The sequence below is a fragment of the Paenibacillus sp. GbtcB18 genome, from assembly GCF_019091125.1.
In the GTDB taxonomy this organism is placed as follows: domain Bacteria; phylum Bacillota; class Bacilli; order Paenibacillales; family NBRC-103111; genus Paenibacillus_F; species Paenibacillus_F chitinolyticus.
Map to the genome: position 1 here is coordinate 215,956 of NZ_JAGXJX010000001.1, position 20,100 is coordinate 236,055.

Below are 20,100 nucleotides of genomic sequence, written 5' to 3' on the forward strand. Positions count from 1 at the left end.
GCGCGGAAGGTGAACACATGACCGTGAACCGGGTGAAAGTTACGATCCGCTGCAGACAGTGCGGAGAACGATTTATCCTGAAGGGGCGCCGAGACAAAGGCAAAATCGAAACCGGCTTTAAACGCTGCATCTGCGACAACGAGCACGATTTAGAGGTTGAAACGGAAGATTGAAGAGTAATCCAACCGAATCTAAGTAAGAAGAGCAAGAAAGTCTGCGCATGGCGTGCAGGCTTTTTTTGCTGTATAAACTTCGTTTCGAAGGCAGACAATAACGGCAATATCGCCTAAGAAAGGAGCTTACAAGCATGTACAGAAGAATGAGTATGGTTTTATTTCCAGTCTGCGCTGCGGCATTGGTCGGTACGGGGGTTTGGGGGTATTCTCAGCAAAAACAGAAAAATCAAGTCTCCATTAAGGCGGAGAACCAGTATCAGCGTGCTTTTCACGATTTGTCCTACCATATCGAGAAGCTACATACGGAGCTGGGCAATACGCTGGCGATCAATTCCACCTCGAATGACACCTACCGTAAAGGTCTGGTGAATGTCTGGAGGTTGACCAGCCAGGCGCAGAACGAAGTGAACCAGCTGCCGCTGGGCCTGCTTCCTTTTAACAAAACGGAAGAGTTCCTGGCTAACGTATCGAAGTTCAGTTACCAGACCTCGACGCGGGACTTGACGAAAAAGCCTTTGACGGACGGTGAATTAAAAACGCTGAGCACCCTGTATCAGCATTCCAAGGAGATTACGGGGGATTTGCGAGGAGTCCAGGAGAAGGTTATCGCCAATAACCTTCGTTGGATGGACGTGGACCTGGCGCTCGGAGCCAACAAGGAACCGAACGACAATACGATTATCGACGGTTTCAAAACGGTGGACAAAAAAGTCGGGTCGTACAACGACTTGAAAGAAGGCCCCTTCACCATGTCGACACAGTCGAAATACACGGCCCAAATGCTGGACGGTCCCGAGATCGACGAACAGGAGGTCCGTAAGAAAGCGGCGGCATTCCTTGGAGTAAACAACCCGACCATCTTTCATGTGGTTAAAAACGGCAACGGCGCGGTCGAGTACGAATCGTATACGTGTACCCTGCCCGGTAAGAACGGAACCGATATCACGATGGACTTTACGAAAAAAGGCGGGCATCTGATCTACTTCATGAATCCCCGCGATGTGAAGTCGACCAAACTTCAAGTCGAGCAAACGCGTGCTGCGGCGGCCCAGTTTCTGGAGCGACACGGTTATAAAAATATGACTGCGGTCAGCTTCGACCGTCACTCGAACATCTGCAATATGACGTTCGCCAAGCAGGAAAAGGATACCGTTATTTATCCGGAGAAGCTTGTCGTAAACGTCGCTCTGGACGACGGTCAGATTCTCGGGCTCCAGGGCACGGATTTCGTGTTTGCCAACCGGAATCACAAAAATATCGACCAAGAGCCGAAGCTTTCCAAAGAAGAGGCGCGAAGCCACCTGAGCCCTCAGTTGAAAGTGACCCGTCACACCAAGGCGCTTATCGTCAACGATCTGAATCAGGAAGTGCTTTGCCATGAATTTATCGGGAGTCTGAACGGTCAAACGTACCGGATTTATGTCAACGGTGAAGACGGTACGGAAGAAAAGGTGGAAACGATTCGCAAGGAAGACGCCGAGCAGGCCAAGCAGCAGCCTGTCACGCAGGGAACTTGACGGAATCCTTTCTAATAAGCGGCTCTGGGGAAACCCGTGGCCGCTTTTTTGTGTCTTCCTAAATTGTGGCGGCATGCTATAATCAAGTAGAAACAAGAAGGATTCAACCGAAAAAAGGATGAGGTTACCGTGGCTCAGCTTATGAAAATCAACCAGCTGCTGCATCTTCATGTCAATACGATTGACGAGGAAGAAGCGAAACAAGAATACAAAGCGAGAATTTCGGATGTGCTCCCGGACCGTCTATGGATCGAAACCCCTATGAACGAGCGGACGGGCCGTTTGAAACGGCTGTACACGGGGGACGAAGTAAGCGCCTTTTTTGTGACGGACGGAGGCGTAAAAAATTATTTCCAGACCTCGGTCATCGGCTTCAAGGAAGAAGGAATCCGGCTGGTCGCGCTTGCGATGCCCGATCCGGCCTCGATTACGAAAATCCAGCGCAGGAGCTTTCTGCGGATTCCCGCCGAGCTGGAAATTTCCGTACAGGCCGGCGAAACCGTTCCTATCGTAGCGTTGACGGAAGACGTCGGAGGGGGCGGGGTTTCCTTCACCTGCAAGGACAGCGAATTTCCGGACAACGTCACTCAGGTGAACTGCTGGCTTCTTGTGACTTACAAGAACGGGACCTTGGAGCATCTGCCTTTCAAAGCGGAGGTCGTCCGGGTTAAAACGCTGGAAACGGGACGCAAAATCGTCATGCTGCAGTTCAGCGAAATTACGGACCGCGACCGTCAGAAGCTGATTCAGTACTGCTTCGAGAAACAATTCGATTTCCGCAAAAAGTAGCTTACATAAAATCGGCCCGTTCGGGAAACACTGCATTCCAAACAAGGCTCGTTTGCGGGAGGATATCAGTGAAAATCCGGAGGTCCGGGCAGCAACGCCCATTAACTTATGAACGTTACGAACTGCTGTTCGTTGAATTTTCCGAGCGGGTCGAGAAAATACTCTTAAGATGTCTATATGTTCTGTTGGGCGGTTTGCTGATCAGCCAGCTCCTTCTCCAATTTCCGGCTGTGCGAAAAGAAATGACCCGGGTCGATCCTCTGGAGGGAGTGCCGTACGTACGGCACGAGGAGGAATAGCCGCTTTCCGGCAAATTCAGGAAGGCCGCAGACTTTTGCATCTGTCTTCCGGCTATGGTATAATTTACAGCGTTAGCAGGCTGCGCCTGCTTTTTTGTTCGTAAGGTTTTGTTAGGAGGAGCCTTTGTTTTGACTAAATTTAATATCGCGATAGATGGGCCAGCCGGTGCAGGCAAAAGCACCATAGCCCGCAAGGTCGCAGGCGAGCTTGGTTTTGTCTATGTGGACACGGGAGCGATGTATCGGGCGGTCACCTGGAAGGTGCTGCAGGACGGGGTTAACCCTCTGGACACGGAGGCTGTCGCAAAAACCGCTGCCGGCATGAAGATCGAACTCGTACCGGGACCGGACGGACAGCTGGTGTTTGTAGACGGCCGGGATGTATCTTCCGATATCCGTACCAAACTTGTCACGGACCAGGTTTCACAAATCGCCGCCATTGCGGAAGTGAGGAAGCTTCTGGTAGACAAGCAGAAGCAGATGGCCGCTTCCAAAGGCATCGTGATGGACGGCCGGGATATCGGCACACACGTGCTTCCCGATGCGGAAGTGAAGGTGTTCCTGACCGCGAGCGTGCGCAAGCGCGCCGAAAGAAGATTTCAGGAAGTTCAGGGCACGGCAATGGCCACGACTCTCGAAGAGATGGAAAAGGACATTGCCCGCCGCGATATGCTGGATGAAGGCAGGGAAGTATCTCCCCTTGTACAAGCGGCCGACGCTGTAATGCTGGACAGTACAGATCTGACCATTCCCGAAGTGGTGGAGAGCATCCTGGAGATGTGCCGGATGAGAACAGGCGGTGAAAGAGCATGAGCTTTTACCATTTCGCGCGGGGAGTCTGCAATGTAGTGTATTCCCTGCTGTTCCGAATTCGCGTGATCGGCAAGGACAACATCCCCGAGCACGGTGGCGTGCTGCTCTGTTCCAACCATATCAGCAACCTTGATCCTCCGCTTGTCGGCATCCGCCTCAAACGCAAGGTCCATTTTATGGCGAAGGCGGAGCTGTTTCAAATTCCGGTTTTAGGTCTAATAATTAGTAAAATTGGCGCCTTCCCGGTTAAACGCGGAGGCGTCAGCAAAGAAACGATCAAGGGAACGCTGAACTTGCTTCGGGATGGAAACGTACTTGGCATCTTTCCGGAAGGAAGCCGTAAAAATCCCGGTGTGGGAAAGAAGGGCGCAGCGATGTTTGCCCTGAAATCCGGCGCGGCCGTTGTACCCGCCGCAATCATCGGGGATTACAAGGTATTCGGCAGAATGACGGTCATTTACGGGAAACCGCTTGATTTGACCCCGTTCAGCGAAGCCGGATCGGCCGATCTCGAGCAGGTGACCGAGTACATCATGCAAGAAATTCAGACTTTGATCCGGGAACATCGGAAAGAAGTCGCTTAACTAAAAACGAACCCGGTTGTAAGGAAATCCTGCCGCGCAAGTGCGTCGTGCAGATGCCTATACAAAATTAACCGTCGGTGTGTTTATTTTCGAGGAGGGTATCCCATGTCAGAAGAAATCAAAAACGAAAATCAAACGAACGAAAGCCAAGAAGCTCAAGAAGCGATGAGCCAAGTCGCAGCTGTGAAGAAAGGCGACATCGTCAAAGGCAAAATCATTAAAGTCGAGCAGGATCAAGCAATGGTAGATATCGGTTACAAGTACGACGGCACGATTCCGCTTCGCGAGCTGTCTTCCGTCCAAATCGAGAACGCGGATCAAGCCGTTCAAGAGGGCCAGGAGATTGAGCTTAAAATCGTAACGATTGACGACAACAAAGAGAAGCTGGTTCTTTCCAAGCGCTCTGTTGACAGTGAAAAAGCATGGGAAACCCTGCAGCAGAAACTGGACGAGAAAGTCATCATCGAAGCTGTCGTGGCCGAAGTGGTTAAAGGCGGTCTCGTTGTTGACGTTGGCGTGCGCGGCTTCGTTCCGGCATCCATGGTAGAACGCAGCTTTGTCGAAGATTTCTCCGACTACAAGGGCCGCACTCTGCGCCTGAGAGTGAAAGAAATCGACCGCGAGAAGAACAAAGTGATCCTTTCCCAGAAAGACGTTCTGGATGAAGAATACGAAGCACAGAAGAAAGACATCATCAGCAAAATCGAAGTGGGCAAAGTATACGAAGGTACCGTACAGCGCCTGACTCAATTCGGCGCGTTCGTGGATATCGGCGGCATCGACGGCCTGGTTCACATCTCCGAGATGGCTTGGCACCATGTTGAGCATCCTTCCGAAATCGTCAAAGAAGGCGACAAAGTAAACGTGCAGGTTCTTAAAGTAGATCCGGAGAAAGATAAAGTGAGCCTGAGCCTGAAAGCAACTCAAGAAGGTCCTTGGGAAAAGGCCGAGAAAACTTTCACAACCGGCGAAATCATTACCGGTACGGTAAAACGTCTTGCAGGTTTCGGTGCGTTTGTTGAAATCGCTCCGGGCGTTGAAGGTCTGGTTCATATTTCCCAAATCGCTCACCGTCACATCGCGACTCCGCAGGAAGTTCTGAAAGAAGGCCAAGAAGTTAAGGTAAAAGTCCTTGACGTTAACGCGGCTGAGAAGCGCGTAAGCCTCAGCATCAAGGAAACGGAAGAAGCTCCGGCTCAAACCGCATCTTCCGCGCCTTCCAACTACTCTTCCAGACCGGAAAGATCCTCCAACCACCAGAAAGAACTGGCTGGCAACGAGAATGTTTCCCTGAGCAATCAAGGCCTGTCCATGACGCTCGGCGAGCGCTTCGGCGACAAGCTCTCCAAATTCAAAAAATAATAGACGACTTGAACAGGAGGAAGCGGGATGCGCTCATCGCGCAAAATGGATCACGTGCAGTTTGCGCTCCAGACGGGTCAGTCCGGCAACCAAGGGTTGGCGGATGTCAAGCTGGTGCCTAACTGCCTGCCAGACGCTTCCACCGAGTCTGTCGCTCTCTTTACGACAATCGGCGAACTCAATTTGAGTTCGCCGATTGTCGTAAATGCGATGACCGGCGGAGCACACGAAACCGAAGAAATAAACCGGGAGCTTGCGGTGGCGGCCAGGGAACGGGGACTGGCCATGGCGGTGGGCTCCCAGATGTCCGCGTTGCGGGACCCCATGCAGGAATCAAGCTACCGCATTGTGCGGCAAATGAATCCGGACGGGCTCGTCTTTGCCAATTTGGGAAGTGAAGCGACTGTAGAGCAGGCGTTACGCGCCGTGGACATGCTTCGGGCGGATGCGCTTCAAATCCACCTGAACGTCATGCAGGAGCTGATCATGCCTGAAGGCGACCGCAGCTTTCACGGCATGCTGGAGCGCGTCAGCCGTATTGCGGCGGCTACAGGAGTGCCTCTGATCGTCAAAGAGGTCGGTTTCGGCATCCCGCTTGAAAACGCGAGACTGCTCAAATCGGCAGGCGTACAAATCTTGGATGTCGGCGGTTCCGGCGGCACCAATTTCGCCGCGATAGAGAATGCGCGGCGAAAATTGCCCCTCGATTGGCTGAACGACTGGGGCATGAAAACGAGCGTGACGCTGATCGAAGCTCTGCAAGTCTACGAACGCGGCCGGGTCATGGCGACGGGAGGCATCCGCACCAGCGAAGACATCGTCAAGGTGCTTGTTCTCGGCGCTTCGGCGGCCGGAATGGCCGGAGCCTTGCTTAAAATTTTGCGAAACAAAGGTACGCAAGCTTTAATCGATCACATCGACGAGCTGCATCACGGCATCATTCTCATGATGACGGCTCTGGGAGCGGTACGCATCGAGCAGCTGTGGACACGTCCCGTGATTATCACGGGATCGACCGCGGAATGGTGCAGGGCCCGCCGGATTGATTTAACTGAATATGCCTGTAGAACGGAAGCGGAGTAAAAACGGGATGTTTTGTCATACTAGGAGTAACGAAACGAGCTAGGGTGACAAACTATGAATCCAGGTTATCTTGCTTCCGTACTCCTCGCCATCTCTGTCATATTTCTGCTCAGCGGATGGCGGGAAATTTTTATGAGAAGTATATCCGGACGTGACATACTTCTTTTTTTTATGTTCGCGCTGCCTGCCGCTTTGATGACCTTCTCCATGGAAGGCGCTCAAATCAACGGCACCGTGCCAGTCGCCTTGTGTGCGGCTCTTCTGATCGGTATCCGTAAAAAGAGCCTCTGGGAAGGCGGGCATCTGTTCGCGACCGGTCTGCTTCTCGGTGCCGTTCATTTGCTGATGCTGGAGCTGTACAGCGTAGATCCCGTCATGATTGTGCTGAAACCCGAATGGGATATCGCCGTTGTCCTTGCGGTATTGGTAATGGGAATGCACCGGGGAGCGGCGGAGCAGTATGTCTCGCTGACGGTAGCCATGATTGCGGGAGACCTTTCTTTTGCCTGTATGCACGGCGGCACGATGCCGGTTCATCTCGGTACACCCTCGTTTCTGGACAAATGGTGGCTCTCCTTTTTTACGGCGCGGTTGCTGACCGTCTTCCTTGAATCGGTATATTCGGGATGCAGGACAACCGCCCGGCAATGGATCCAGCGAAAGCGAGGTTGGAGGAAATGATTGCGCATTTGCTGTCGCAAAAAGAAACAGTCGCGGTTTTTGTCGGATTGTTTTTCGGGATCGCGTCGCGTCTCTACTTATTAAGAACGGATTATCGTCAATATCCGACTTATCCCCACGGCAAAATCATTCATGTTTCGCTGGGAGTGATTGCAGCAGGCCTGGGTGCGGTGGCGGTACCCGCGCTGCTCGACAAAAATTACACGGCTGTCACTTTTTTGACCGTTGCGGCCCAGCAGTTCCGCGATGTGCGGAATATGGAGCGTCAAAGCCTGATGCAGGTGGATCAGATGGAGCTTGTCCCGCGGGGCGTTTCGTACATTGAAGGCATTGCGATGGTTTTCGAAGGCCGAAACTATCTTGTGATTTTTACTTCGATGATGGCTTCGCTGTTCACCCTGCTTTTCGCCTGGTATTGGGGGGCGGCTGCCGGGCTGGCTGCAGTCGGAGTAGCGATTTATTTTAAGACGGGAAAAAATATGACCCACATCGCGGATATCCGGATCAGCGAAGTACGGCTGGACGGGCCGAATCTGTATGTCGGCGATATTTACATCATGAACGTCGGGCTGGAGAGCGACCGGGAGCTCATCGCGAGGCAGGGGGTGGGCCTGCTGGCCGTACCGAAAAATCCCGACGCCCGTGTCACATTGGCGAATCTGGGCCAGCGCCAGGCCATTCTGCATGATATCTCCACGGTCCTCGGCGTGTACAGGGACACCGGAGAGCCCGCCCTGATGCCGATGGCCAAGCTTCATCTGGACTCGGGGACGCTCAGTATTTTTGTCCTTCCCCAAGTGAAGGACGCACAAAAGGCGGCCGCCGCACTCAAACGGGTGCCGGTACTGGAAAGCGCCATCCGCATGCCGACGGAGTCGGCGGCCGGTCCCCACAAGGAGGCGTGAAGAGTGGCAACGATCAAAGCGGTTGCGGTTGTGGAAGGCATTAAAGTCGATGGCGGAGCTCCTATTTTTTATGCGAAAGATGAAACGGAACTCCAGCAACTCGCTTTTAACCTGGAGAAAATTCTGGATGTAAATGCTCACGTTTTAAAACCGGGAACCTTCATCCTTGTCGATCACAAGGGATAGCGTCCGTTGAAAACATTAGCCAATCCAGCGCTTTTTTGCTATGATGAAGAATGTGAAATTTCCAATAACGAGAATTTGAGTGACCATCAGTAAGGAGTGAACCGAATGGCAAGACCCATTCTAGCGATTGTGGGGCGTCCGAACGTCGGTAAATCGACGATATTTAACCGGATAATCGGCGATCGGCTGGCCATCGTTGAAGATAAACCGGGCGTGACCCGAGACAGATTGTACGGGATCGGCGAATGGCTGGACCGTGAGTTCAGCGTCATCGACACCGGCGGGATCGAAGTCGAAGGCGAAGACCAGATCATGAAGTCCGTACGCGTCCAGGCCGAGCTCGCGATTGAAGAAGCGGACGTTATTATTTTCATGGTAGATGCCAAAGCGGGCGTTACCTCGGCGGACCAGGAGGTTGCCCAGCTTCTTTTCCGGTCCCGCAAGCCCGTTGTCCTGGCCGTCAACAAGGTGGACAACATTCAGCGGCAGGATGAAATTTATGAATTTTACAGTCTCGGCTTCGGGGACCCGATCGGGATTTCCGGCGCGCACGGGATTGGAATCGGCGATATGCTGGAAGCCGCAGCCGCCCATTTCCCGGATCATGCGGATGAAGAGTACGGCGAGGAAGTCATCAAGGTCGCGCTGATCGGGCGTCCGAACGTCGGCAAGTCATCGCTTGTAAACGCCATCCTCGGAGAAGACCGGGTCATTGTCAGCGACCAGGCCGGTACGACCCGGGATGCGATTGATACGCCTTTCGAGCTTGACGATCAGAAATACGTCATAATCGATACGGCCGGCATGCGCAAACGCGGCAAAGTGTATGAGAATACGGAGAAATACAGCGTAATGCGCGCGATGAAAGCCATTGAGCGCGCAGACGTCGTGCTTGTGGTCATCAACGGCGAAGAAGGGATTATCGAGCAGGACAAACATATTGCCGGCTATGCGCACGAAGCGGGCAAAGCGGCTATATTCGTCGTCAACAAGTGGGACGTGGTGGAGAAGGACGACAAGACCATGCACCAGTTTACGCAGAAAATCCGCGATCACTTCCTGTTTATGACGTACGCGCCGGTTCTGTATGTGTCCGCCCGCACGACCCAGCGTGTCCAGAAACTCCTGCCCATGGTCAACCAGGTGGCGGAGCAGCATACGATGCGCGTTCAGACTCACGTTCTCAACGACGTGGTCTCCGATGCGGTCATGTTTAATCCTCCTCCGACCGACAAGGGCAAGCGTCTGCGTATTAACTATGCCACGCAAGTGTCCGTTAAACCGCCGACCTTTGTTTTCTTCGTGAATGAGCCGGATATGATGCATTTCTCATACGAGCGCTATCTTGAAAACAAAATTCGCGGAGCTTTCGGTTTTGAGGGAACCCCGATCCGTTTGTTCACGCGAAGAAAATCCGACGACGAATAGGGGAGAGTTCGTTTGATCTACATCATTCCCGCAGTAGCAGCTTATTTGCTGGGTTCGCTCAGCTTCAGCTTTATCATTGGGAAATTGGTCAAGGGGATTGATATCCGGTCGCACGGAAGCGGAAATGCCGGAGCCACCAACACGCTGCGCGTGCTTGGCAAAGGCCCGGCTGTCCTGGTACTTGTGCTGGATGTCGTAAAAGCGATCCTGGCTGTCTGGATCGGCAAGTGGATGGCTCCGGATCTGATCTGGGTCCATGTCGCTTGCGGGCTCGCCGTCATTATCGGCCATAACTGGCCGGTATTTTTCGGTTTCCGGGGCGGGAAAGGCGTAGCTACTGCCATCGGTGTAACGGCTACCCTATGCTTTCTACCCGCGATCTTCGCGGGCGTTATCGCCATTGCATCCATTTTTCTCACCCGTTACGTATCGCTGGGTTCCCTGCTGTTTACCGCACTTTTACCATTTTTCGTATGGGGCATGGGAAGACCGGTCGAGATTTTGTGGGGCGTTATCGTAATCGGGGTATTTACTTTTTGGCGGCACCGTACAAATATCAGTAAACTGGTTCAAGGCCGAGAAAATAAGATCGGCTCCAAAAAGGCGTAGCCTGCTCGATGAAACGGCTTAGAAGGGAGACAGCCATGACTAAACACGTATCCGTACTGGTAGCGGGGAGCTGGGGAACGGCTCTTGCCTCCGTACTGGCCGCTAACGATCTGGACGTAACGATTTGGACGAGAAACGCCGGACAGGCGGAAGAGATCAATACCTTACATACCAACAGCCGTTATTTGCAGGACATCGCGCTGTCCCCGCGCATCCGTGCCACTACATCGATTCGCGAAGCGGTTGAAAATAAGGACGCCGTCGTATTTGTGGTACCTTCGGCAGGAATGCGCGAGGTGGCGTCCCAAGTGAGAGAATTTTTGAGCCCGGACACGCTCGTGATTCACGCGACCAAAGGCTTTGAATCGCTCACGCTGAAAAGGATGACCACCGTGCTGGCCGAAGAGCTGCCGCAGTGCGACCCGGGACGCATCGTCGTTCTGTCGGGACCGAGCCATGCGGAAGAAGTGATCCGGGAATGCCCGACGACTGTCGTTGTGGCATCGCCGACGATCGAAGCGGCCGAAGCGGCGCAGGATCTGTTCATTAATTCGTATTTCCGCGTCTACACGAACCCGGACGTAACGGGAGTCGAAGTGGGCGGCGCGCTCAAAAATATCATCGCCCTCGGCGCGGGTCTCTCCGACGGTCTCCGGTTCGGCGACAACGCCAAGGCAGCCCTCTTAACCCGGGGGCTCGCCGAAATCGCACGCCTTGGGGCGGAGATGGGCGCCAACCCGATGACCTTCGCGGGCCTTGCGGGTATCGGCGACCTCGTGGTCACTTGTACGAGTACGCACAGCCGCAACTGGAAGGCGGGCTACCTGCTGGGCCAGGGAGAACCTCTCGACCAGGTTCTCGATAAAATGGGCATGGTCGTCGAGGGCGTCAAAACGACGAAGTCCGCCTATGCGCTTGCCCAGGAGTACGGCGTCACAATGCCCATCACAAGCGAGCTTCACCATGTTCTGTTCGAAGGGAAAGCTCCGCGGGCGGCGGTTGAAGATCTGATGGGCCGCGGCCGTACGCATGAGATCGAAGAGGTCGCCAATCAGACGGATAAATGGATTCTTTAGCCTACACCATTCCTGCCGAGCCTTCATACACTACCATAGATTCAAGTCCAGTTCCTTATAGCGGACACTATGGTTGGGAGGCGGCAGCGTGCCTAGAAATCCGAAAGACATTCTTAATACCGTTAAGAAAAAAACGGGTAAAAGCGTAACCGAGAAAGATATCCAAAAGCTGGCCAGCGGCGTGAAACCGTCGACCGTTCAGGATGAAGCACAGCTGCGGCAGCTGATTAAGCAGGTTTCCCAGCTTGTCGGGATTGATGTGCCGGAAGAAACCGTCAAAGAAATCGTTCATGCGGTTAAAAGCAGCAAACTCGACGGCGGCAACTTGCAGCAGATGATGAATCTCATCATGAAAAGGTAGCGATAAACGCCAGCGGAAGCGCAGGGGGACCGTAGGAAGCCGAAAGGCAGCCCGCGGTCCTTTTACTCGTGATTCACAAAGTTTCGGCCGAAATGCTATAATCAACCTAGGAATGAAGCAGCATCGTTTACACGAAGGGGGAAACAGAGATGATTACACTGCGCACGAGAAAAGGGGACAAGACGGTCGAAAGCGAGACGGGACTTACCGTCCTTGAACTGGCCCTCAAACATAAACTCGAATGGGGACATTCCTGCAAGCGCGGTACATGTGCGCGCTGCCGCTGTTTCATAAAAGAAGGGCGGGAACGGCTCGCACCGCCTACGGAAGCGGAACTAGACCGTTTGGAACCCGAAGAAATCGAGCTGGGCTACCGACTGGGATGTCAGGTCGTGATTCAGGAAACCGGCGATGTTTCCGTTACTCACAAGCCCTACTTCTAGGAGGACCGGCATGAAAAGCGAACGATCGAAGGAGCGGCGGATTGCGCTCGAAATGCGTCCGGATCTTCCGCTGGAGGAACCGTTAGTCCGGGTCATGCGTCAGGCGGCCCGTCTTCTCAACGGCACGGGAACCGGCTGGCTGATCGGCGGGAGCTGCGCTCTGGCGCTGCAGGGCGTGGAGATCGGGGCTCAGCCGCGGGATCTGGACCTGTACGTGGATACGGATCAGGCGGAAGCGGCGGCCCGTGTCCTGGAACCCTATGCCGTCGATGAGCAGAAACTGGACCGTACGGGCATCTACGAATCGCTGCTCAGCCATTACGCCATCGGCGGCATTCAGGTGGAGCTAGTCGGCGGGTTTAAGGTATGTGCGGCGGGATCGCAGTACATAGTCGAAGCGGCCTACTTGAGAGAGAAGCACGCGGAAGTGGGGCAATTGGAAGGCGAGAGTCTGGCGTTAATGCCGCTTGCGCATGAATTGCTCTTCAACATCCTGCGCGAACGTCCCGACCGGTACGAGGCTATCGCAAGGACGATCAACGGCTGTCTATCCCGGCATGAAGCCGCCCTGAGGGACCTGCTTTCCAGAAACAGCTGGGGAGAGCCCGCATTGTCAGTCGTCAAGCGGCTTATTCCCGCATTATAGAAGCACCCGCGGTTTGCGGCAGCGGCGGCTTCCGTCTCCATGACGGAAGCCGGAGCGCAAAGGAAACGAGCCGCGCCCCGGTAATAAGCAAGTGCCTTAGACAGAGGGAGGGACGAGAATGAGCCAGACCAACCCGAAAGTGACATTTATGCCGGACAACCGCAGCGCTTCCGTCCGCTTGAATACTACCCTGCTGGATGCGGCACGGCGGGCCAATGTGCACATCCGCACCCGGTGCAGCGGACAGGCCGCCTGCCTGATGTGCAAAGTACACGCCGGGGACCAGAGCGGCCTGTCCGAGCCGGGGAAGAACGAGCGGCTCAAGCTCGGCAGCCAGCTTCAGGAAGGGCTGCGCCTGTCCTGTCAGGCCCGGATTACGGGCGATGTGACGGTCACCGTCCCCGAAGATCCGCTGAAAGCCGCTGTACGCGCCCAATTGGCCAAGCAGCGGGAAGAGGATGACTGGCCTTAGAGCCGCTCAGCGATCCGGAGAAACGAAACCAAAGGAGAACCGATGATGACTATCGTAAAGGGCGCTCTAGCAGGGCGCCTGACGGTACTGATGGCCGCTTTATTTTCGCTGGCTTTGCTTGGCGGCTGCATGTACCCCAAAGAGATGCGCAAAGAAAACCAGACGAACCCGGGCGAGTTTATTGCCGTAGTGCAGCAGAGTATCGACGAATATCATACCAAGAAAAGCGTCTTTCCCATTAAAAACAGCGATATGGAAACACCGCTTTATGAGAAGTACGTCATTGATTTTCAAAAGCTGAAAAACAGCGGTTATTTGTCCAACCTTCCGGGCAATGCATACGAAAGCGGCGGAGATTTTATTTATGTGCTCGTCGACCCCGACACGAAGGCGAAAGTGAAACTTTTCGATCTGGTAGCCTACCGGACCACGGCTGACATCCAGAAGAAAGTAAACGACTATATCAGCAAAAACAACGGCGCCGTTCCGGGCGGAGAAACCTATTCTCCCGGCTTCAAGTATGTGGATTTCGGCAAAATCGGCATGAAAACGCCTGAAATCAAAAGTGTCTACAACCGTCAGAGCCTGATTAATTTCCTTGTTCATGACTCCGGCAAAGTTGCGATTGATTATGCACCCGATCTGGCTCAAAAGATCAAGGAGAAGCAGCTTCAGTCCGCGCTGAAAGACGGTCAGGACCTTCTTCCCCTTCTGGTGGAAGACTCTTATTTCGTACCTATCATGTCGTTTGAGTACAAATGGGATAGCGCGACAAGCAAGCCTGTTCCCTTCATGAAATAGCCGATCGGATAAGTCTGTAAGGCCGTTTTATCCGCTCTAAACGGGCTTTCGAAACCCTTTTCTTCTTCACGGAGAAAAGGGTTTTTTTCACGTCCGGCGCATATCCGGGTTCCGGGAATCATATATTTTTTCAGAGATTATTGCCAGGCATATTTCGACGACCGGCACATATATTTGTTACAAGTCCAAATGATGTACGAGTTATGTCGCATACGGATGGCAAAGGGAAGGCCGGCTGAAGAACGTATCGTGGCTCTCGCTTCATTTAACAACCTGTAGGAGGGATTCTCTTGGAGAAAGTGGATATCTTTAAGGACATTGCTGAGCGAACGGGAGGAGATATTTACCTGGGGGTCGTTGGAGCGGTCCGTACGGGAAAATCGACCTTCATCAAACGCTTCGTGGAATCAGTTGTACTGCCTAACATCCAGAGTGAAACCGATCGCATCAGAGCCACGGATGAGCTCCCGCAGAGTGCGGCAGGGCGCACGATTATGACGACCGAACCGAAGTTCGTGCCGAATAACGCCGTGCAGATTTCCGTAGCGGAAGGACTGAACGTCAACGTCAGGCTGGTCGATTGCGTCGGCTATGCGGTGGAAGGCGCCAAAGGCTACGAGGACGAGAACGGTCCCCGGATGATTTCGACGCCGTGGTTCGACGAACCGATCCCCTTCCAGGAAGCGGCCGAAATCGGCACGCGCAAAGTCATTCAGGAGCACTCGACGCTGGGGGTTGTCGTGACGACCGACGGAACGATTTCAGATATTCCGCGTTCGTCTTATGTGCTGGCGGAAGAAAGAGTTATAGCGGAGCTGAAGGAAGTCGGCAAGCCGTTCATCGTAGTCATCAATTCGCAAAAACCGAACAGCGAGCCGGCCCAGGAACTGCGCAGCGAACTGCAAAGCAAGTACGACATTCCGGTCGTCACGATGAGCGTAGCGACAGCGGGCGAAGACGAAATGATCGGCGTGCTCCGTGAAGTTCTGTATGAATTCCCGGTGCACGAAGTGAACGTAAACCTGCCGAGCTGGGTGATGGTGCTGCCGGAGAAACACTGGCTGCGCACGCATTTTGAAAATTCCGTCCGCGATACCGTTCAGGACATCCGGCGTCTGCGCGACGTGGAACGGGTTGTCGGACAATTCTCCGAATATGAGTTCATCGACCGGGCGGCTCTTGCCGGAATGAATATGGGGCAGGGTGTGGCCGAGATCGACCTGTACGCACCGGATGAACTGTACGATAAAATTTTGGTCGAAGTGGTCGGCGTCGAGATTCGCGGTAAGGATCACCTGCTTCAACTGATGCAGGAATTCACCCATGCGAAAAGGGAATACGACCAGTTCGCCGAAGCGCTGGAAATGGTCAAAACGACCGGCTACGGCATCGCGCCGCCTACGCTGGCGGAAATGGCTCTGGATGAGCCGGAGCTTATCCGTCAGGGCTCCCGCTTCGGTGTGAGGCTGAAGGCGACGGCCCCTTCGATACATATGATCCGTGTCGATGTGGAGTCGGAGTTCTCCCCGATTATCGGAACGGAGAAGCAGAGCGAGGAGCTGGTCCGTTACCTCATGCAGGATTTCGAGGACAACCCGCTCAAAATTTGGGAGTCCGATATTTTCGGCCGCTCTTTGCACTCCATCGTCCGGGAAGGTATTCAGGGAAAGCTTGCCATGATGCCGGACAATGCCCGCTACAAGCTTCAGGAGACACTCGGACGTATTATCAACGAAGGCTCCGGGGGGCTCATCGCCATTATTTTATAACGAGCTTGACATTTCGTTTTTCTACCGTTTTCGGCGGGGAAATTCTTCAGAGAACTTCACGTTCTCCAAGAATTTCCCTGTTTTTTTGTGCATTTTCCACAAAATCAGTGACTTTGACTTGAAATAAGCTCTAGCGTATATTACTATAAGTTTGTTTCGTTTTCTTCGGTACTCGTTTTTCGTTGATGGGCCTCGGCTTTTGCCCGGTTCATGTATATTTTTTAACGAAACGGTGAAAACAGAAAGTAAAACAGTAGATATTTTGGGAGGGAGGTGAAAGGCATGAATAAATCCGAACTGATTGCTAAAGTATCTGAGACCTCCGAGCTTTCCAAGAAGGATGCGACGAAAGCGGTTGACGCTGTATTCGATGCAATTTCCGAAGCTCTTCAACAGGGCGACAAAGTTCAGCTTGTTGGTTTCGGTAACTTCGAAGTTCGCGAGCGCTCCGCACGTAAAGGACGCAACCCGCAAACAGGCGATGAAATCGAAATCCCTGCAAGCAAAATTCCTGCTTTCAAACCTGGCAAAGCGCTGAGAGACGGCATTCAATAATCGCTTCTCTTACATATGGATTTTGTGTAGACCGTGTGCCTTCGGGCGCGCGGTTTAGTTTTTATCGGCCCTTTTTTTTCGCATTGACAACTTACGATTATCCGGTATAATTAGGGATACGGCGTCGGGGTATGGCGCAGTCTGGTAGCGCGCACCCTTGGGGTGGGTGAGGCCGTGGGTTCAAATCCCGCTACTCCGACCATGAAACCATACATACACCAAATGCTTTCGCTCAGGATCTCATCCTGACGGAAGCATTTTTTAATGCGTCTGGGTGAGCTCCTCCCTTCAGCCCGCGAGGGCGGCGGTCTCTTTTGGAAGCGGCGCCCAATTGTGTTACGATAGAATCAACAAATCCGCAGGAGGGGAACGGAGATGCGGCAGAACGGTCAAACACGTGTTAGAAGCGCCCTGTTTACGGCAGCGGCCGCGGCGGCGATAGCCGTCATGGCCTCGGGGTGTGAAGGGAAGCCCGTTTCTACAGGAGGCACGGGAGCCGGACCTGCCGGAACGGAAGCGCCCGGTCCAGCCACCGCCGGCCAGGCACGGGAGAACGGCTCCGGGAATGCTCCCGTCGTACCCGAGCTTATAGAGCAGAAGGCGGCGGACTACACGCGGGAGATCGTGGCTTCCGGCCTTAATGTGCCGTGGGAACTGGTTTTTGCGGCGGATGGCCGCCTATTTTTCACGGAGCGGCCGGGACAACTGCGGATGATCCGGGACGGCAAGCTGCAGGAGAAGCCGCTTTTGCAGCTGCAGGACCCTTTTATCAGCAGCGGGGAGGGCGGGCTGCTCGGTTTGGCGCTCGATCCGGGCTTCGCCGCCAATTCCTACCTGTACGTTTACCACACGTACGCCGGAGAAGGAGAGACGAAGAACCGGGTGCTCCGGCTGAAACTGCAGGGGGATCAGGCTCATGTCGACCGTGTGCTGCTCGATGGCATACCGGGGGCGGAGAATCACAACGGCGGACGGATCAAATTCGGCCCCGACGGCATGCTTTATGTCACAACGGGGGAGAAATACGACCCGCCCTTGGCTCAGGACAAGAACAGCCTCGGCGGCAAAATCCTCCGGATATCACCGGACGGTTCGATTCCCGAAGACAATCCGTTTCCAGGTTCGCCCGTGTACTCCTGGGGTCACCGCAACGCACAAGGCCTGGCGTGGGACCCCGGAAGCGGCAGCCTGCTAAGCTCCGAACACGGGCAGTCGGCTCATGACGAGCTGAACGTCATCGTCCCGGGGGGAAACTACGGCTGGCCTCTGATCGAAGGGGACGCAACGGGATCGCCGAAGGCGGCCGGAGCGCTTATCCCGCCGCTTCTGCATAGCGGCAAGGACACATGGGCCCCTTCGGGAATGACGTTCATCCGCCAGGGGCCGTGGCAGGGACGACTGGCCGTCGCCGGGCTGAGAGGGACGAAGCTGCTGCTGTTCACGCTTGAACCTGATCGCACGTCAGCTCCCGGAGCAGGGCCTTCCGTACCCGCTTACAAGCTGACCAAGGCGGAAACCGCATTCGCGGGCGCCTTCGGCCGGCTTCGCTCGGTAACGGAAGGCCCTGACGGCTCTTTGTACCTGCTCACGAACAACCGGGACGGACGGGGGCAACCGGCTGGAGACGACGACAAAATCATCCGCTTGAAGCCGAAGCGGTCCGGCGCTGAATAAGGGTTGACAGGCGGCTTCTTTTTAAAGCATGATAAATTGTAAGCCATATACGGATAAGCCGTACGGATAGAAGGGGGTACCGATTTATGGATCAGACACAGGGAGATTATTTTATTATTAAGGCGAAAGAAAACGGCGTACATGTGATCGGCCTGACAAGAGGGCACGACACGCGCTTTCATCATACCGAAAAGCTTGACAAAGGCGAAGTTATGATCGCCCAGTTCACGGAGCACACTTCGGCGGTGAAGGTCCGCGGCAAGGCGCTGATCATGACGAAGTTCGGCAATATCGAAACCGAACAATAATTTGCGTCGGCAGGCATAGCCTGCTTTTTTTCATTGTACAATGGGATATAGACAGGAGGTGCCCTTGTACGATGAACAAAATTGCCCGTCTGCTTACGATAGGCGGCCTGTCGGCGGCAGTTGTGCTAACGATGGCGTTCGTTCCGTTTCTGGACAGAAAGAATGGCGGTCAAGGCTCGGAAGCCTGGAGAACTATTTCCGGTCCCGAATTGACGGAGGCTAATCTGCCCGATTACGTAAACGGACTCCCGCTTCAACTGCGTGTGCGCAAGGTGGAGCTTACGCATTCCATTCTCTCGCTCGATCTGCTGCTGCCGGGAACGGCCGAGAAGAAGGTGGTTTACGGCGATCTGCTGCGGATCGCACAATCGTCTCTGCTCCGGACCTCCAACATTAGCCGGGTGTTCGTCAGGATCGTGGAATACGGCGCAAAACCGGGCGAGAACGGTCCGCAGCTCGTCTTGGCGATGGAAGCGGCACGCACGGAGGCGAAGGGACTGTCCTCCTTGAAGGGAACCGACGGCGAAGAGAAGGTCGCTGCCGAGCTTCAGCGCAGATTTCTTCTGACCTTTACAAAGAAATGGCAGCGGCACTTTCCAGAATAATTGCTTGTGCGCCACTCAAAAGGTTATGCTATAATTACTTAGATACGATCTATGAAACTGGCACACGTACGGAGGCTTTTGTATGAACCCATATCGGATCCCTGAGATCGCTAAACAATATACGGATTATGACATGATCCGCCAGCATACGGATCTGCCTGATTTCCCGAACTTCCGGGCGCAGCTTCTGTATGCTTTTTTGAGCAGGGACTCCCGGCTTAACCCTTCGTCCGAATTGTTTGCGCTCGTCACTTCGCTTGTCCAGATGGGACTCGATACGCATGACGAGGTAACGGTTTCTAATGAGGTGAAAGAGAAGAAAGCCGCCAGGTCCCGTCAGCTGAAAGTGCTGGCCGGCGATTATTTCAGCTCCCGATTTTACCACCTGCTATCGCAAGCCGGTCAAATCGACCTGATCAAACGGTTGTCCACGGCCATCTGCGAGCTGAACCGGCTCAAAACGAATCTGTATGTGACGATGAAGCATCTTAAAGTCACGACAGAGGACTACGTGCGGCAGTCCGTGGATATCAAGTCCCATCTGTTCAAGTCGTTCGGGGGACTGATGGAAGAAGTAAACCGCCGTTCATGGCCGGAAATTCTCGAAGCGTTTACCCGCTGCGAAGTGATTTTCAAGGAAATTTTCCGCTCCGAATCTCTTCAGGATTTTCACGGGAGCTGGGGCTATTGGCACATTATCCAGAACGGCTCCAAAGAAGAGCGGAAGCTGCTCGAAACGCAGGAGCAGGATCCGGCTAAACTCAAAGCGCTGATCCACAAATACAACGTGCCGTCCCAATTGTACAACCTGCTTGGCACCCAGCTTCAACAGCTGGAAGCGAAAGTAAAGCAGCTTGATTCGGACAAGCTCGCAAGTGAACTGTTTCACATTGGCGAGCCATTTTTTCGTTTCATTTCCAAGACCAGATTACTGGAAGAGAGATAAAGGTGGGGAAAG

25 protein-coding genes and 1 tRNA gene are annotated in these 20,100 nt (G+C 53.9%); all 26 read left to right on the plus strand.

Going from position 1 to position 20,100, the window contains the following annotated elements:
* The first annotated feature begins 17 nt into the window (after positions 1-17).
* The 26 genes from KVT34_RS01070 to KVT34_RS01195 all read left to right on the plus strand — a co-directional run bounded on the left by KVT34_RS01070 (position 18) and on the right by KVT34_RS01195 (position 20,088).
* Positions 18-173: a hypothetical protein gene (locus tag KVT34_RS01070; protein ID WP_164977120.1), complete on the plus strand. Its 156-nt coding sequence runs from the start codon at positions 18-20 to the stop codon at positions 171-173.
* Between the two features lie 134 nt (positions 174-307).
* Positions 308-1,693: a germination protein YpeB gene (gene ypeB / locus KVT34_RS01075; protein ID WP_217556242.1), complete on the plus strand. Its 1,386-nt coding sequence runs from the start codon at positions 308-310 to the stop codon at positions 1,691-1,693.
* A 129-nt stretch (positions 1,694-1,822) separates the two neighbouring features.
* Positions 1,823-2,482 carry a flagellar brake protein gene (locus KVT34_RS01080; RefSeq protein WP_042228486.1) on the plus strand — a complete coding sequence of 220 codons (660 nt, stop codon included), beginning with the start codon at positions 1,823-1,825 and terminating at the stop codon, positions 2,480-2,482.
* A 68-nt stretch (positions 2,483-2,550) separates the two neighbouring features.
* On the plus strand, positions 2,551-2,781 hold the full coding sequence (locus tag KVT34_RS01085; protein WP_217556243.1) for a hypothetical protein: 231 nt from the start codon (positions 2,551-2,553) through the stop codon (positions 2,779-2,781).
* Between the two features lie 129 nt (positions 2,782-2,910).
* Positions 2,911-3,594: a (d)CMP kinase gene (cmk, locus tag KVT34_RS01090; protein WP_217556244.1), complete on the plus strand. Its 684-nt coding sequence runs from the start codon at positions 2,911-2,913 to the stop codon at positions 3,592-3,594.
* Positions 3,591-4,178 (plus strand): lysophospholipid acyltransferase family protein, encoded by a 588-nt coding sequence (locus tag KVT34_RS01095; RefSeq protein ID WP_217556245.1) that lies wholly within the window; start codon positions 3,591-3,593, stop codon positions 4,176-4,178. Before cmk ends, KVT34_RS01095 begins: the two co-directional genes overlap by 4 nt.
* Positions 4,179-4,283: 105 nt before the next feature.
* Positions 4,284-5,540, plus strand: a complete 1,257-nt coding sequence (gene rpsA / locus KVT34_RS01100; protein ID WP_217556247.1) for a 30S ribosomal protein S1 — start codon at positions 4,284-4,286, stop codon at positions 5,538-5,540.
* A gap of 27 nt (positions 5,541-5,567) precedes the next feature.
* Positions 5,568-6,623 (plus strand): type 2 isopentenyl-diphosphate Delta-isomerase, encoded by a 1,056-nt coding sequence (fni, locus tag KVT34_RS01105; RefSeq protein WP_217556248.1) that lies wholly within the window; start codon positions 5,568-5,570, stop codon positions 6,621-6,623.
* Positions 6,624-6,677: 54 nt separating this feature from the next.
* The gene (locus tag KVT34_RS01110) at positions 6,678-7,304 is read left to right on the plus strand and encodes a YphA family membrane protein (RefSeq protein ID WP_217556249.1); all 627 of its coding nucleotides are present in this window, start codon (positions 6,678-6,680) and stop codon (positions 7,302-7,304) included.
* Complete coding sequence (locus KVT34_RS01115) at positions 7,301-8,209, plus strand: YIEGIA family protein (protein ID WP_217557211.1); 909 nt, start codon at positions 7,301-7,303, stop codon at positions 8,207-8,209. The genes KVT34_RS01110 and KVT34_RS01115 overlap by 4 nt, the downstream gene beginning before the upstream one ends.
* Before the next feature lie 3 nt (positions 8,210-8,212).
* Positions 8,213-8,395: a capping complex subunit for YIEGIA gene (locus tag KVT34_RS01120; protein WP_217556250.1), complete on the plus strand. Its 183-nt coding sequence runs from the start codon at positions 8,213-8,215 to the stop codon at positions 8,393-8,395.
* A gap of 105 nt (positions 8,396-8,500) precedes the next feature.
* Positions 8,501-9,823, plus strand: coding sequence for a ribosome biogenesis GTPase Der (gene der / locus KVT34_RS01125; protein WP_042228471.1), 1,323 nt, complete (start codon positions 8,501-8,503; stop codon positions 9,821-9,823).
* A 12-nt stretch (positions 9,824-9,835) separates the two neighbouring features.
* Positions 9,836-10,432, plus strand: coding sequence for a glycerol-3-phosphate 1-O-acyltransferase PlsY (gene plsY, locus KVT34_RS01130; protein ID WP_217556251.1), 597 nt, complete (start codon positions 9,836-9,838; stop codon positions 10,430-10,432).
* A 35-nt stretch (positions 10,433-10,467) separates the two neighbouring features.
* Complete coding sequence (locus tag KVT34_RS01135; protein WP_217556252.1) at positions 10,468-11,508, plus strand: NAD(P)H-dependent glycerol-3-phosphate dehydrogenase; 1,041 nt, start codon at positions 10,468-10,470, stop codon at positions 11,506-11,508.
* An 88-nt stretch (positions 11,509-11,596) separates the two neighbouring features.
* The gene (locus KVT34_RS01140) at positions 11,597-11,869 is read left to right on the plus strand and encodes a stage VI sporulation protein F (RefSeq protein WP_217556253.1); all 273 of its coding nucleotides are present in this window, start codon (positions 11,597-11,599) and stop codon (positions 11,867-11,869) included.
* A gap of 149 nt (positions 11,870-12,018) precedes the next feature.
* Entirely contained in the window at positions 12,019-12,312 is a 294-nt protein-coding gene (locus KVT34_RS01145; protein WP_217556254.1) for a 2Fe-2S iron-sulfur cluster-binding protein, read from the plus strand.
* Between the two features lie 10 nt (positions 12,313-12,322).
* Entirely contained in the window at positions 12,323-12,958 is a 636-nt protein-coding gene (locus KVT34_RS01150; protein ID WP_217556255.1) for a nucleotidyltransferase family protein, read from the plus strand.
* A 118-nt stretch (positions 12,959-13,076) separates the two neighbouring features.
* Positions 13,077-13,430, plus strand: a complete 354-nt coding sequence (locus tag KVT34_RS01155; protein WP_217556257.1) for a 2Fe-2S iron-sulfur cluster-binding protein — start codon at positions 13,077-13,079, stop codon at positions 13,428-13,430.
* A gap of 45 nt (positions 13,431-13,475) precedes the next feature.
* Positions 13,476-14,231: a hypothetical protein gene (locus tag KVT34_RS01160; RefSeq protein WP_254634496.1), complete on the plus strand. Its 756-nt coding sequence runs from the start codon at positions 13,476-13,478 to the stop codon at positions 14,229-14,231.
* 290 nt (positions 14,232-14,521) lie between these two features.
* The gene (gene spoIVA / locus KVT34_RS01165; RefSeq protein WP_009672005.1) at positions 14,522-16,000 is read left to right on the plus strand and encodes a stage IV sporulation protein A; all 1,479 of its coding nucleotides are present in this window, start codon (positions 14,522-14,524) and stop codon (positions 15,998-16,000) included.
* Positions 16,001-16,282: 282 nt separating this feature from the next.
* Complete coding sequence (locus KVT34_RS01170; protein ID WP_009671985.1) at positions 16,283-16,555, plus strand: HU family DNA-binding protein; 273 nt, start codon at positions 16,283-16,285, stop codon at positions 16,553-16,555.
* A 125-nt stretch (positions 16,556-16,680) separates the two neighbouring features.
* Positions 16,681-16,757, plus strand: a tRNA-Pro gene (locus tag KVT34_RS01175).
* Positions 16,758-16,930: 173 nt separating this feature from the next.
* Positions 16,931-18,229, plus strand: a complete 1,299-nt coding sequence (locus KVT34_RS01180; RefSeq protein WP_217556259.1) for a PQQ-dependent sugar dehydrogenase — start codon at positions 16,931-16,933, stop codon at positions 18,227-18,229.
* An 86-nt stretch (positions 18,230-18,315) separates the two neighbouring features.
* Positions 18,316-18,537 carry a trp RNA-binding attenuation protein MtrB gene (mtrB, locus tag KVT34_RS01185; protein ID WP_009672001.1) on the plus strand — a complete coding sequence of 74 codons (222 nt, stop codon included), beginning with the start codon at positions 18,316-18,318 and terminating at the stop codon, positions 18,535-18,537.
* 71 nt (positions 18,538-18,608) lie between these two features.
* Complete coding sequence (locus tag KVT34_RS01190) at positions 18,609-19,142, plus strand: hypothetical protein (RefSeq protein WP_217556260.1); 534 nt, start codon at positions 18,609-18,611, stop codon at positions 19,140-19,142.
* An 82-nt stretch (positions 19,143-19,224) separates the two neighbouring features.
* A complete protein-coding gene (locus tag KVT34_RS01195) occupies positions 19,225-20,088 on the plus strand; it encodes a heptaprenyl diphosphate synthase component 1 (RefSeq protein WP_217556261.1) in 864 nt (287 codons plus the stop codon).
* Positions 20,089-20,100 lie beyond the last annotated feature (12 nt).

Bases quoted from the DNA above. Each gene is read 5' to 3' on its own strand.
- KVT34_RS01170 (WP_009671985.1), top strand. From the start codon at position 16,283: ATGAATAAATCCGAACTGATTGCTAAAGTATCTGAGACCTCCGAGCTT.
- KVT34_RS01155 (WP_217556257.1), top strand. From the start codon at position 13,077: ATGAGCCAGACCAACCCGAAAGTGACATTTATGCCGGACAACCGCAGC.
- KVT34_RS01160 (WP_254634496.1), top strand. From the start codon at position 13,476: ATGACTATCGTAAAGGGCGCTCTAGCAGGGCGCCTGACGGTACTGATG.
- KVT34_RS01070 (WP_164977120.1), top strand. From the start codon at position 18: ATGACCGTGAACCGGGTGAAAGTTACGATCCGCTGCAGACAGTGCGGA.
- KVT34_RS01150 (WP_217556255.1), top strand. From the start codon at position 12,323: ATGAAAAGCGAACGATCGAAGGAGCGGCGGATTGCGCTCGAAATGCGT.
- KVT34_RS01115 (WP_217557211.1), top strand. From the start codon at position 7,301: ATGATTGCGCATTTGCTGTCGCAAAAAGAAACAGTCGCGGTTTTTGTC.
- KVT34_RS01135 (WP_217556252.1), top strand. From the start codon at position 10,468: ATGACTAAACACGTATCCGTACTGGTAGCGGGGAGCTGGGGAACGGCT.
- KVT34_RS01095 (WP_217556245.1), top strand. From the start codon at position 3,591: ATGAGCTTTTACCATTTCGCGCGGGGAGTCTGCAATGTAGTGTATTCC.
- KVT34_RS01110 (WP_217556249.1), top strand. From the start codon at position 6,678: ATGAATCCAGGTTATCTTGCTTCCGTACTCCTCGCCATCTCTGTCATA.
- rpsA (WP_217556247.1), top strand. From the start codon at position 4,284: ATGTCAGAAGAAATCAAAAACGAAAATCAAACGAACGAAAGCCAAGAA.
- KVT34_RS01190 (WP_217556260.1), top strand. From the start codon at position 18,609: ATGAACAAAATTGCCCGTCTGCTTACGATAGGCGGCCTGTCGGCGGCA.
- mtrB (WP_009672001.1), top strand. From the start codon at position 18,316: ATGGATCAGACACAGGGAGATTATTTTATTATTAAGGCGAAAGAAAAC.
- ypeB (WP_217556242.1), top strand. From the start codon at position 308: ATGTACAGAAGAATGAGTATGGTTTTATTTCCAGTCTGCGCTGCGGCA.
- fni (WP_217556248.1), top strand. From the start codon at position 5,568: ATGCGCTCATCGCGCAAAATGGATCACGTGCAGTTTGCGCTCCAGACG.
- KVT34_RS01195 (WP_217556261.1), top strand. From the start codon at position 19,225: ATGAACCCATATCGGATCCCTGAGATCGCTAAACAATATACGGATTAT.
- KVT34_RS01145 (WP_217556254.1), top strand. From the start codon at position 12,019: ATGATTACACTGCGCACGAGAAAAGGGGACAAGACGGTCGAAAGCGAG.
- KVT34_RS01180 (WP_217556259.1), top strand. From the start codon at position 16,931: ATGCGGCAGAACGGTCAAACACGTGTTAGAAGCGCCCTGTTTACGGCA.
- der (WP_042228471.1), top strand. From the start codon at position 8,501: ATGGCAAGACCCATTCTAGCGATTGTGGGGCGTCCGAACGTCGGTAAA.